This is a genomic window from Roseobacter sp. HKCC-CH-9351 (assembly GCF_037830295.1).
GTDB lineage: Bacteria > Pseudomonadota > Alphaproteobacteria > Rhodobacterales > Rhodobacteraceae > M30B80.
The window spans coordinates 485,625-498,278 of sequence record NZ_JBBLYM010000001.1 but is presented as its reverse complement, the minus strand read 5'-3'; the positions used below and the strand labels follow the sequence as shown (position 1 = coordinate 498,278).

Genomic DNA, 12,654 nt, shown 5'->3' with positions numbered 1-12,654 from the left:
CTATTGAGTTTCAAGCCCGCCTCAGCACCCATTCCCGCGTCATTGCTGCGTTCTTGACCGAGTCGCTTGCGCAATATGGCACAGATGATGTCGCGGCGGCGATGCGCTATGCGTTGCAGGGTGGCAAGGGTTTGCGTGGGTTTTTGGTGCTTGAGGCATCGGCGCTATATGGCATTCCTGCGGCCTCCACGCTTCCTGCGGCGGGTGCGGTTGAGGCCATCCATGCCTATAGCCTGATCCACGATGATCTGCCTTGCATGGACGATGACGACCTGCGCCGCGGTCAGCCCACTGTTCACAAAAAATGGAACGAGGCGATTGCGGTTCTCGCGGGGGATGCGCTGCAAAGTTTTGCATTCACGCTTTTGGCTGATCCTAATCTTGGGGCCGCGGAGGTGCGGATCAAATTGGTGTCGACCTTGGCTGAAGCCGCAGGTGCGCGCGGTATGGTTTTAGGGCAGGCGCAGGACATTGCCGCAGAAACCGCTGCGTCCCCCTTGACCCTTGAACAAATCACGGAATTGCAAAGCAATAAAACGGGCGCGCTGTTGGAATGGCCCGCCCATGCCGCAGCGATTATAGCGGGCCAAGATCCCGCACCGTTGAGGGCATATGCCCGTGCAATTGGCCTCGCCTTTCAGATTGCTGATGACATTTTGGATGTGGAAGGCGACAGCAGCAAGGCAGGTAAGGCCCTGCGCAAAGATGCCGATGCGGGCAAAGCGACCTTTGTCACGCTTCTGGGGCTAGACGGTGCCAAGGCTGAGGCAGCGCGCTTGGTCGCTGAGGCGGAAATGGCCCTTGCACCATTCGGGGATAAAGCCCAAAGCCTGCGCGACCTTGCCCGATTCATCATTGCCCGCGACAGATAGGCTTGATCCGTTGCCCTTGGCCCCTGACATGGCTATATGGCGACCACTGGAGGGCCGATGACAGATAGACCTAAAACACCGCTTTTGGATCAAGTGACCACGCCGCGCGATTTGCAGCGGTTTTCTGATCATGATCTGACCCGCTTGGCCGATGAATTGCGCGCCGAGACGATTTCGGCTGTCTCCGAGACGGGTGGGCATTTGGGGGCTGGTCTGGGTGTGGTTGAGTTGACCGTGGCACTTCATGCCGTATTTGATGCCCCGCGTGACAAGATCATTTGGGATGTCAGCCACCAATGTTATCCGCATAAGATTTTGACAGGGCGGCGGGATCGTATCCGCAGTCTGCGCCAAAAGGGTGGCTTGTCAGGTTTCACGAAACGCAGCGAGTCGCCCTATGACCCATTTGGCGCTGCGCATAGTTCCACCTCTATTTCTGCGGCGCTCGGCTTTGCCGTTGCGCGCGATTTAAGCGGTGCCTGCGAGACAGGTTTGGGAGATGCGATTGCGATTATCGGTGATGGTTCCATTTCCGCAGGCATGGCCTATGAGGCCCTGAACAATGCGGGCCATCTGAAAAAGCGGTTGATTGTGATCCTCAACGACAATGAAATGTCGATTGCGCCGCCAACAGGTGCGATGTCGGCTTATTTGTCCCGCCTTTATGCAGGCGCGCCGTTTCAGGAATTCAAAGCCGCCGCCAAGGGCGCAGTATCGCTTTTGCCCGAGCCGTTCCAACACGGGGCGCGCCGCGCGAAAGAACTTCTGAAATCCGCGACAGTCGGCGGCACCTTGTTCGAAGAATTGGGCTTTGATTATATCGGCCCGATTGATGGACATGATATGGATCAGCTGCTTGCGGTTTTGCGCACCGTCAAGGCGCGGGCGGATGGGCCGATGCTCATTCATGCGAATACCAAGAAGGGCAAAGGCTATGCCGAAGATCGCCCAGATCGCGGCCACGCCACCGCGCGCTTCGATGTGGTCACGGGCAAGCAACACAAAGCGCCCTCAAACGCGCCCTCATATACGCGTGTCTTTGCAGATGCGCTGATTGCCGAGGCCGCCGAGGATCCGTTGGTGACGGCTATCACGGCGGCGATGCCAGACGGAACAGGCCTGAACCTATTTGAAGAACGCTTTCCCGAACGCTGTTTTGATGTGGGCATTGCCGAACAGCATGCGGTGACCTTTTCGGCGGGTATGGCGGCGGGTGGGTTGAAACCCTTCTGCGCGCTTTATTCGACCTTCTTGCAACGCGGCTATGATCAAGTTGTGCATGACGTGGCCATACAACGTCTGCCTGTGCGCTTTGCGATTGATCGCGCGGGGCTTGTTGGTGCCGATGGCGCCACCCATGCGGGCAGTTTTGACATCGCCTATCTGGCAAATTTGCCCGATTTCGTGGTGATGGCGGCTGCCGATGAAGCGGAATTGGTGCATATGGTGCGCACTGCCCTAGAGATTGGGGATCGCCCGTCTGCCTTCCGCTTTCCGCGCGGCGAAGGTGTTGGGGTCGAGTTACCTGCACGCGGTCAGGCGCTTGAAATCGGCAAGGGGCGGATGATCGCAGACGGCAATCGCGTGGCTCTCTTGAACTTTGGCACCCGCCTGAAAGAAGTGCGCGAAGCTGCGGAGATTTTGGCTCAGAAAGGGATCGCGCCCACGATTGCTGACGCGCGTTTTGCCAAACCGTTGGATACAGATTTGATCGACCAACTCGCCCGTCATCACGAGGCGCTGATCACCATTGAAGAAGGGGCGATTGGTGGCTTTGGCAGCCATGTCGCGCATCATCTGGCGGAAACGGGCGTGTTTGATCGGGGGATCAAATACCGCTCCATGGTGCTGCCCGATATTTTCATCGACCAAGCCAGCCCGCGCGACATGTATGCGGTGGCAGGCATGAATGCCGAGGATATCGTGACCAAGGTTTTCGTGACCTTGGGCGTAGATGTTTTGGGGAAGCGGGCTTAAACGTCTACTTCCCCAACCGCTCCTCAATCTTGCGCAGTCGGTCTAGCAGCTCATCACGATAGGCATCTGTGGCGGCATTGCTTTCTTCGGCATGAGCGTCTTGCATGGAATTGACGATCAGGCCAACCAGCAGGTTCACCACCGCAAAGGCCGTGACCATGGTGAAAGGCACAAAGAACAGCCACGCATAAGGATAAACATCCATCATGGGGCGCACGATGCCCATGGACCAACTTTCCAACGTCATGATTTGGAACAGGGAATAGAAAGACGCGCCAAGCGTGCCGAACCATTCGGAGAAAGATACCCCGAACAGTTTGGTTGCCACCACGGCACCGATGTAAAAGATGATCCCCATCAGCAAGAACACGCTGCCCATTCCTGGCAGGGCGGTCACAAACCCCTCGACCACGCGGCGCAATCGTGGCGCTGCTGAGATGACCCGCAATACCCGCAAGATGCGCAAGGCGCGCAGAACTGACAGCCCGTGGGTGCGGGCATCAGCGCGATCCCAACAATCAAGAAATCAAAAACGTTCCATCCCGAGCGGAAAAACCGCGCGCCACGGGCCACCAGTTTCAGCGCAATTCTGATCACGAAAATCGCAAGGCAAATCCAGTCCAATGTCAGGAAAATGGTGCCCGCCGTGCCCATAACTTCGGGCGGTGTCTCAAGGCCCAAAAGAATGGCGTTAAAAATGATCACGCCGATGATGAATTGGTGGATGTGAGGGCGGTCTAGCCAATCGGCAAGTATCTGTCGCGTGGTCGTAAAATCACGGGTCATAGCAGCCATCCTTGAGCGCGTTACCGCGTCATAAGGGGTCGGATAAAGCGGGCGGCAAGTTCTATATGCGGCGACCAACGGAATTGGTCGATGGGCTGCACCCATTCAAGGCAATAACCTGCGTCAATGAGGGTTTTTGCGTCACGTGCAAAACTGATCGGGTTGCAGGATAGAAATGCAATCTGGGGGATGTCGGTTTTCGCCAATTCATGCACCTGTGCCTGTGCGCCTGCACGGGGCGGGTCGATGACCACCGCGTCATATTTGGCTAATTCGTCACTTAAAACGGGGCGGCGAAACAGGTCGCGGGTTTCGGCGGTAATGGGCTTTAGCCCGTCCGCATAGCGGGCGGCGTTTTGCAAGGTCTTGACCATATCGGCGCTGCCTTCGACTGCGTGCACGGGCGCTGTTTCGGCCAGTGGAAAGGTAAAGGTTCCACATCCCGCAAAAAGGTCAATGATGCGTGTGGCCCCCGAAATCGCGCTGCGTGCAGTGGCCAAAAGCGCTGCTTCGCCCACTTTGGTGGCTTGCAAAAATGCACCTGCGGATGGGGTGACACGCGCGTGCCCCATTTGGTGATAGGGTGGGGTTTCCATAAAGACGACCTCATCCCCCCATGTCAGGCGCAGAAATTCGGTGCGGAATTTTGGCAATTCAACCCGCAGCGCATGATCCAAGGGCTTGCCGCCCGTCGCGTGGAGGTCAAGCCCGATTTCGGACTGGGTTAGGCTAAAGCCCAAAACCGCACTGCGCGATCCCCCCAAACGGGCGATCTCGGCCAATACGGGCAGCGTGGCCACCATCTCATCGGGCAAAAGGTGACATTCGCCGATCGGCACAAGGACGTCCGATTTTCGGGCATGAAATCCTACCATCGTCCCCGATTTTGTACGCCGCGCGGCAAAGGTGGCGCGCCTGCGTGAGTGCGCAGGCGAAGTTAGGGTTGCGCGGATATCAGTTGTGATCCCGTGCGCGGCAAGCGCAATTGCAATTTGGTCTGCCTTCCACGCACTGACAAATGTGTCCGATGCATGTTGCAGGCTGCACCCGCCACAGGATTTATAATGCGCGCAGACAGGTTTTACCCGCGCGGGGGAAGGGGTCACAATTTTGGCCCCGTCCAATTGACCTTCGTTTACCACGCCGCGCACCACCTCGTCAGGCAGGGTAAGGGGGACAAGGATTTGGCCTCCGCCCGCGTTCTGTGCAATGCCATCGCCGCGATGTCCGAGGCGGGTGATGGTGAGGGTTTCTTCGCTCACGCGGAACCTCCGTCTGGATTAAGAAAGCCGCCCGATTGGCGGTTCCACAGCGAAGCATAGAGCCCGCCCTTTGCCAAAAGCACCTCATGTGGGCCATCTTCGATGATGTGGCCTTCATCTAAAACGATGATGCGATCCATCTGCGCAATGGTCGACAGTCTATGCGCAATCGCAATCACGGTTTTGCCTGCCATCAGGTCGCTCAGCGTGTTTTGGATGCTCGCTTCAATCTCGCTATCAAGCGCGCTTGTGGCCTCGTCTAAAATTAAAATCGGCGCATCTTTCAGAACCACCCGCGCAAGCGCAATGCGCTGTCTTTGTCCGCCTGAAAGTTTCACCCCGCGTTCGCCAACATGGGCCTTAAACCCTGTGCGGCCCTCTGGGTCTTCTAGATCATGGATGAACCCTAAGGCCTCGGCGCGTTCTGCGGCGCGGATTACGTCAGCATCACTTGTATCGGGGCGGCCATAGGCGATGTTGTCGCGCACGGAGCGGTGCAACAGGCTGCTGTCTTGCTGCACAACGCCGATTGTGGCGCGCAGGCTGTCTTGGGTCACATCGGCAATATTTTGGCCATCAATGCGGATTACGCCGCCTTCGCAATCATAAAATCGTAGCAAAAGTTTAACGAGGGTCGATTTCCCAGCGCCAGAGCGCCCGACAAGCCCGACCTTTTCGCCGGGCTGGATGGATAAACTGAGGCGATCTAAGCCACCCGCGCTGCGCCCATAATGGTGACTGACCGCATCAAATTCGATCAATCCTTTCTCGAATTTGAGCGCGGATGCGTTTTGGCGGTCACGCAATGTGATCGGTTGGGCAATGGTCTCCATCCCCTCCATCACCACCCCCAATTCTCGGAATAGGCTTGAGAGAGCCCACATGATCCAGCCCGTCATTGCATTGAGTTGTAAGGTGAGGGCGGCTGCCGCCGCCACAACGCCCACAGTCGCCGTTCCCGTATACCACAACCAGACCGACCAACCGACAACGGACACAATCAAAAGTCCATTCAAGGTCAATAGCGTGATGTCCATTATCGTGAATATCCGCATCTCGCGGGCGAATGTTTGGCGGGTATGCTCAATCGCCTCGTGGGCATAGTCCAGTTCGCGTGTTGTATGCGCGAAAAGCTTGACCGAGTGGATGTTGGTATAGCTGTCAACGACCCGTCCCGTTGTCATGGATCGCGCATCTGAACTGGCCTTGGAGGCGGGGGTGACATTGCGGATTGTCCAGCGCACCAACAGCCCATAGAGCCCGCACCAAATCACCAAGGGCACGGCAAGCCGTGGGTCTGACTGGGTCAGTAGGATCACCGCGCCGATGAAATAGGCGATTGAAAATGTGATGGCGTCAAAAATCTGAAACACCGCATCGCCTGCGGCGGGCGGGGTTTGCATAATCCGCCCTGCGATACGGCCCGCAAAATCATTTTCGAACCATCCGACCGATTGACGTAAAACATGCCGATGTGCCCGCCAACGGATCAGCGTGCCGAAATTCGGCAGGATCGCATTGTTCAAAAGCCCCACATCCAAAAGCTGCATCAAAGGGCGGACTAGCACCACAAAGAGCGCGACTAAGCCAAGCTCGAGCCCGTGATTTGCAAACAGTTCTGCGGGACTACTGACTGATAGCAGATCAACAACGCGCCCCAAATAGACGATCAGCCCCAATTCAATCGAAGCGACCACCATCGACATAAAGGCGGCTGCGATGAACACCCGTTTGAAGGGTTGCGCATAGCCGCGCAAAAACGGCCAGAGTCGATTGGGGGGCGTATCCTCATCGGCGTAGGGTGTATAGGGATCTACCAGTGTTTCGAAAAATCGGAACATTGCATCGGGCCTGATTGGTTGATTGGGTCGCAGCCTGACCCTGTGGCGCAATATAGGGCGGGGCTCACATAAAGACCATTGCGGCTGTCAGCGCGAGGGCGCTTGCCATGGTTTTGCGAAAAATATTCCATGCACGCGGCGTGGTCAGAAGCCGCGCCAAGGCCGTTCCTGCTGCTGCCCAAAACAGACAGACAAAAAGATTAATTCCTGAAAAGGCGGACGAAAGGCGCAAGGCTTCTGTCAAAAGCGTGCCACCCGCGCCAAAGCCCGCAGCAGCGGCAAGGCTAACGGCCCAAACCTTGGGATTGACCCATTGAAACATCACAGCCTGAAGAAAGGTAAACGGCTTTGCGACCTGTCGCGCCTTAGGATCTGCCGGTTTGGCCCGCCATAGGGTGGATGCCATATAAAGGATCCAAGATACTGCGGCTATTTTCATCACTAAGGCAGCCACTGGATAGGCCAATAAAATCGCGCTGACACCTAAGCTTGAGGCAGCAGCAATCACCCCCACCCCTGCGGCGACACCGAAAATATGCGGAATGGTCGCGCGAAACCCGAACAGCGCGCCTGATGTGGTCAAGAGGATAACATTTGGCCCAGGCGAAAACAGCCCTGCAAAAACAAATGGGTAAAGCGGATCCATGGGCGATGGTTAGGCAGGTTCACGCAGGATGCGCGGCACTTTGAACTCAACATTTTCCACGGCAGTCTCAACCTGTTCGACTGTTACATCATAGCGCGCCCGCACGGCATCAATCACCTCATTGACCAATAGCTCTGGCGCAGATGCGCCTGCCGTCAGACCAAGGCTGGTAATCCCCTCAAGCGCGCGCCAGTCAATATCAGTCGCCCGTTGCACAAGCTGCGCATAGTTGCAGCCCATTTTTGCCCCCACCTCGACCAAGCGTTTTGAATTTGAGGAATTGGGCGCGCCCACGACAAGCATGGCATCTGCCTTGACCGCCATCGCCTTGACGGCCTCTTGGCGGTTGGTGGTGGCGTAGCAAATGTCTTCTTTGTGCGGGCCGATAATCGCAGGGAACCGTGTCTTGAGGGCCGCAACAACATCGGCGGTGTCATCAATCGAAAGGGTGGTTTGCGTCACAAAGGCCAGTTTCAGGGGGTCGCGCACCGTGAGGGCCGCCACATCCGCTACTGTTTCAACCAAGACGACTTCGCCTTCGGGCAATTGGCCCATAGTGCCAATCGTTTCCGGATGGCCCGCGTGGCCGATCATCACGATCTGCAACCCCGCCTCATGATGCCGCGCCGCCTCGATATGCACTTTGGACACAAGCGGGCAGGTTGCATCAACATATATCATCTGCCGCCGCTCTGCGGTTGCGGGAACAGATTTGGGCACCCCATGGGCAGAAAAAATCACGGGTCGATCATTTGGGCACTCGTCCAATTCTTCGACAAAAACTGCGCCCTTTTCGCGTAGGGCATCCACCACGAATTTGTTATGCACGATTTCATGGCGCACAAAGACGGGTGCGCCCCATTTCTCGAGAGCCATTTCCACGATTTTAATTGCGCGATCTACACCTGCGCAAAATCCGCGCGGCGCGGCCAAATAGAGGGTGAGGGGCGGTTTTTGCATAGTATCTCTCCGATCACCCCACAGTTAAGTCTTTGTGGCCCCGCCGTCTAGCGTTTCTGCCTAAACGGCATCGGCGCAAACGCCTCACACATGCCACATTTCCTGCGCATCAATGGGCGCGAGGCGCTTGCAGCGCTGGATCAAGACTGTTTCGATCTGATCCTCACCGAATGTCACATGCCCACGATGAATGGTTTTGAAATGGCCCGCGAAATTCGGGCGCGTGAAAGTGCGTCAGGGTTCTCAAAAATCCCTATAATCGCCATCACAGCTGACGCCGTTGGCCATGACCGCCACAAGGGGATTGATGTCGGCATGGATGCCTATCCGACCAAGCCTGTGCGCTTGGGGGATTTGTCGAAGATGTTGTCGCTCTATCTGGTGGGGGAGGAAGAGGGGCGCGGTGCTGTGTGCGGGGCGCCTTAATAGCTTTCCTCAAAGTCATCCTCACCGCCATTTTCGCGCGGGGGGCGTCCTACTGCGTCTTTTAACTCGTCCAATTCAATGAAATTGTCCGCCTGCCGCCTTAGGTCATCGGCAATCATAGGTGGGTTCGAGCGGATGGTGGACACAACCGAAACCCGAACGCCCTTGCGTTGGATGGCAGCCACAAGCGGACGAAAATCGCCATCGCCAGAAAACAGCACGATATGATCGACATGGTCTGCGATTTCCATCGCATCGACCGCCAAATCAATATCCATATTCCCTTTGATCTTGCGTCGCCCTTGCGCGTCTGTGAATTCCTTGGCGGCTTTCGTCACCATGGTGAACCCGTTGTAGTTCAACCAATCCACCAGAGGGCGAATCGGGGAATATTCGTCATTCTCAAGAAGGGCCGTATAGTAAAATGCGCGAAGAAGTTTTCCGCGTTGCATGAATTCTTGGCGTAAGAGTTTATAGTCGATATCAAAAGCCAAAGCCTTGGCTGCCGCATAAAGATTTGAGCCGTCAATAAAGAGCGCGAGGCGCTCATCACGATAAAACATTTGAAAGACCTTATATTAATTAGACCAATCGCGGCCTTGAATAATTTGTCAAAATATCACGATCAGCAATGCAGAGCAAAATAGGGGATAAATCATTTGGCGCAAGCTTTCCTTTCTAATGCGGAGCCGCGCAAAGCACTTGTCGCGCTTGGCTCAAATCTACCTGTCGAGGGGCAGGCGCCGCGCGTGGTTTTGGATCGTGCGATTGCACAGTTGCGGGACTATGTGACCGCGCAGGGTGGTGGCGATTTCAAGTTGAGCCAATTCTATCGAACCCCTGCATTTCCTGCAGGTTCTGGCCCTGATTTTGTGAATGCAGCGATCTCCTTTGACTGGCCGTTAGGCCCAAATTTGCTGCTGGAAAAGCTGCATGCCATAGAGGCTGATTTTGGCCGCAGCCGTCTGCAACGCTGGGCCGCGCGTGGGTTGGATTTAGATCTTTTAGGCCTCGGCAATTTGGTTTTGCCAGATCCAGACACATGGCAAGTTTGGGCCAATCTTTCGACAAAAGAGGCGCAATCGCGCGCGCCTGATCAATTGATTTTACCCCACCCCCGCATGGCTGAGCGCGGCTTTGTTTTAATCCCGCTCTGTGATGTTGCCCCAAATTGGTGTCACCCGATCCTTGGCGAAACGGTTTCTGAATTGCGCGCAAAATTGCCGCCCGAACAGTGTCGTGAGATCAATCCACTGTGAGAGCGCGCGCGGTCTTTTGCACTTGTATTTCGGGGGCGGTCTGACTATTTACGAGGCTTGCGCCCCTCCCTTAATCAGCCTTGGAGAGTTTAGTATGGCCCGCGTGACGGTAGAAGATTGCGTAGACAAGGTTCCCAACCGCTTTGAATTGGTGATGCTTGCTGCACATCGCGCCCGCGAAATGGCGTCTGGCTCGCCGCTTACTGTGGATCGCGACAATGACAAGAATCCTGTCGTTGCGTTGCGCGAGATTGCAGAAGAGACACAATCCGCAGATGGCCTGCGCGAGCGTTTCATTGAATCGCATCAAACCCAGATTGAGGTTGATGAGCCTGAAGAAGACACGATGACATTGCTGCAAAGCGCCGATCAGGATCGTCCACAAGCGGATGACATGACCGAAGAACAGATGTTGCGTGCCCTGCTTGAAGCGCAGGGGCAGAACTAAAACAGGCGATTTATGGACGGAAATGGATCAGATCGAAGCGGCCTTCTCGATGCCGATGATCTGATCAGTCTTGTCCGAAACTACAATCCAAAATGCAATGAGGCCCTCCTGCGGGGGGCCTATTCCTATGCGCAAGATATGCATCAGGGACAAATGCGCCAATCGGGTGAGGCCTATTTCACCCACCCTGTTGCGGTGGCCGCAATCCTGACCGAGATGCGGCTGGACGATGCCACAATCGCAACAGCGCTGCTGCATGACACAATCGAAGATACCAAGGGCACCTATTCCGAACTGGAAAGCCGTTTTGGGACGGATGTTGCGGAATTAGTCGATGGCGTGACCAAGCTGACTAATTTGCAGCTGTCCAATCGCGAATCAAAGCAGGCTGAGAACTTTCGCAAATTGTTCATGGCCATGTCCAAGGATCTGCGCGTGATCCTCGTGAAACTGGCCGACCGATTGCACAATATGCGCACCATCCGCCATATGCGCGCCGAAAAGCAGCTGCAAAAATCGCGCGAGACAATGGATATCTACGCGCCGCTTGCAGGCCGTATGGGGATGCAATGGATGCGCGAGGAGTTGGAAGACCTCGCCTTTCGCGTGGTCAATCCCGAAGCCCGCAATTCGATCATGCGCCGCTTTTTGACCCTGCAGAAAGAATCGGGCAATGTGATCCCAAAGATTACCGACGATATCGAAGCCGTTTTGGCCAAGCATGGCATTTCTGCCGATGTCTATGGCCGTGCCAAAAAGCCCTTTTCGATTTGGCGCAAAATGCAGGAAAAAGACCTCGCGTTTTCGCGTTTGTCTGACATTTACGGATTTCGCGTCATCGTTGAGACAGAGGATGAATGCTATCGCGTTTTAGGGGCGATGCATCAAAGATGGCGTTCGGTTCCGGGAAGATTCAAGGATTACATCAGCCAGCCCAAGTCGAACGGCTATCGTTCGATCCATACCTCTGTTTCAGGGCGAGATGGCAAGCGTGTTGAAATCCAAATCCGTACGCGCCAGATGCACGAAGTTGCTGAATCTGGTGTCGCAGCGCATTGGTCCTATCGAGACGGGGTGCGCGCGGCGAACCCGTTTGCGGTTGATCCTGCAAAATGGTTGTCCACGCTGACAGAACGCTTTGAGATGGCCGAGGATCATGATGAATTCCTCGAACACGTGAAGTTGGAAATGTATTCCGACCAAGTGTTCTGCTTCACGCCTAAAGGGGATGTTGTGAAGTTGCCGCGTGGGGCGACCCCGTTGGATTTCGCCTATTCGATTCACACGCGCATTGGCCATTCTTGCGTGGGGGCCAAGGTTGATGGCATTCGCGTGCCGCTTTGGACACGCCTGAAAAATGGCCAATCGGTCGAGGTTGTGACCGCTGAAGGTCAAAGCCCGCAGGCCACATGGATTGATATCGTGGTGACAGGTCGCGCCAAGGCCGCAATCCGCCGCCGCCTGCGCGAAGAGGATCGGGGGCGTTATATCAAATTGGGGCGCGAATTGGCGCGGGTGGCGTTTGAGCATGCCAATAAGAAATCCACTCCCAAGGCCTTGGATACAGCCGCCAAGGCCCTTGGCCTCGAAGATGGTGACGAGGTTTTGGCGCGGATCGGATCTGCTGAAATTTCGGCGCGCGATGTGGTGACCAAGCTTTATCCAGAACTCGCCACCAGTGGTGATTTTGTCGATGTCGATCAAAAGCGGGCTGTGATTGGTTTGCCTTCGGGGTCAGATGTGCAGCGTGCCCAATGTTGCCAGCCTGTGCCCGGTGAACGGATTGTGGGAATCACCTATCGCGGGCGTGGGCCAATGGTTCATGCGATTGACTGCGAATCTTTGGCTGAATTCGACAACGCGCCCGAGCGTTGGATTGACCTGCATTGGTCAGAAGGTCGGCACGCGGCGGTGCATAACGTTACGATCAACGTGACGATTTCGAATTTTAACGGTGTTTTGGGAAGAATCTGCACATTGATTGGCGAGCAAAATGCCAATATCTCTGATTTACATTTTATCGACCGAAAGCCAGACTTCTTTCGTTTATTAATTGATGTTGATGTAAGGAATGCTGAACATCTGCATGCGGTGATGATGGCATTGGAGGCTGATAGCGATGTCGCCAAGCTTGGCCGTTATCGAGATGTAGAAAGGCGTCCTTAGACCCGACACGG

The 12,654-nt window shown here is 55.5% G+C and carries 11 protein-coding genes and 1 pseudogene; 6 read left to right on the top strand and 6 right to left on the bottom strand.

Annotated features, from left to right (window positions below):
• Nucleotides 1–2 precede the first annotated feature (2 nt).
• Together AAC632_RS02595 and dxs are read left to right on the top strand one after the other, a co-directional pair.
• A complete protein-coding gene (locus AAC632_RS02595; RefSeq protein ID WP_445322671.1) occupies nt 3–872 on the top strand; it encodes a polyprenyl synthetase family protein in 870 nt (289 codons plus the stop codon).
• A gap of 57 nt (nt 873–929) precedes the next feature.
• Nucleotides 930–2,849: a 1-deoxy-D-xylulose-5-phosphate synthase gene (dxs, locus tag AAC632_RS02590; protein WP_340298285.1), complete on the top strand. Its 1,920-nt coding sequence runs from the start codon at nt 930–932 to the stop codon at nt 2,847–2,849.
• A gap of 4 nt (nt 2,850–2,853) precedes the next feature.
• Here the strand turns inward: dxs and AAC632_RS02585 are convergent.
• From AAC632_RS02585 to ispH, 5 genes and pseudogenes are all read right to left on the bottom strand, one after another.
• A pseudogene (locus tag AAC632_RS02585) lies at nt 2,854–3,635 on the bottom strand (ion transporter).
• Between the two features lie 20 nt (nt 3,636–3,655).
• Nucleotides 3,656–4,897, bottom strand: coding sequence for a class I SAM-dependent RNA methyltransferase (locus AAC632_RS02580; RefSeq protein ID WP_340298287.1), 1,242 nt, complete (start codon nt 4,895–4,897; stop codon nt 3,656–3,658).
• Entirely contained in the window at nt 4,894–6,738 is a 1,845-nt protein-coding gene (locus tag AAC632_RS02575) for an ABC transporter ATP-binding protein (protein WP_340298289.1), read from the bottom strand. Before AAC632_RS02575 ends, AAC632_RS02580 begins: the two co-directional genes overlap by 4 nt.
• Before the next feature lie 64 nt (nt 6,739–6,802).
• Nucleotides 6,803–7,384, bottom strand: a complete 582-nt coding sequence (locus AAC632_RS02570) for a LysE family translocator (RefSeq protein ID WP_340298291.1) — start codon at nt 7,382–7,384, stop codon at nt 6,803–6,805.
• A gap of 9 nt (nt 7,385–7,393) precedes the next feature.
• Nucleotides 7,394–8,344 (bottom strand): 4-hydroxy-3-methylbut-2-enyl diphosphate reductase, encoded by a 951-nt coding sequence (gene ispH / locus AAC632_RS02565; RefSeq protein ID WP_340298292.1) that lies wholly within the window; start codon nt 8,342–8,344, stop codon nt 7,394–7,396.
• A 90-nt stretch (nt 8,345–8,434) separates the two neighbouring features.
• Here ispH and AAC632_RS02560 point away from each other — a divergent pair, with 90 nt between their 5' ends.
• Entirely contained in the window at nt 8,435–8,770 is a 336-nt protein-coding gene (locus AAC632_RS02560; protein WP_340298293.1) for a response regulator, read from the top strand.
• On the opposite strand, the gene AAC632_RS02555 is transcribed toward AAC632_RS02560, so the two are convergent.
• Nucleotides 8,767–9,333 (bottom strand): LabA-like NYN domain-containing protein, encoded by a 567-nt coding sequence (locus tag AAC632_RS02555; RefSeq protein WP_317657259.1) that lies wholly within the window; start codon nt 9,331–9,333, stop codon nt 8,767–8,769. The two genes, AAC632_RS02560 and AAC632_RS02555, sit on opposite strands and share 4 nt — an antisense overlap.
• A gap of 96 nt (nt 9,334–9,429) precedes the next feature.
• On the opposite strand from AAC632_RS02555, the gene folK reads away from it, so the two are divergent.
• The 3 genes from folK to AAC632_RS02540 all read left to right on the top strand — a co-directional run bounded on the left by folK (nt 9,430) and on the right by AAC632_RS02540 (nt 12,643).
• On the top strand, nt 9,430–10,029 hold the full coding sequence (gene folK / locus AAC632_RS02550) for a 2-amino-4-hydroxy-6-hydroxymethyldihydropteridine diphosphokinase (RefSeq protein ID WP_340253909.1): 600 nt from the start codon (nt 9,430–9,432) through the stop codon (nt 10,027–10,029).
• A 94-nt stretch (nt 10,030–10,123) separates the two neighbouring features.
• Nucleotides 10,124–10,477 (top strand): DNA-directed RNA polymerase subunit omega, encoded by a 354-nt coding sequence (rpoZ, locus tag AAC632_RS02545; RefSeq protein WP_213675507.1) that lies wholly within the window; start codon nt 10,124–10,126, stop codon nt 10,475–10,477.
• 12 nt (nt 10,478–10,489) lie between these two features.
• On the top strand, nt 10,490–12,643 hold the full coding sequence (locus AAC632_RS02540; protein WP_340298294.1) for a RelA/SpoT family protein: 2,154 nt from the start codon (nt 10,490–10,492) through the stop codon (nt 12,641–12,643).
• Nucleotides 12,644–12,654 lie beyond the last annotated feature (11 nt).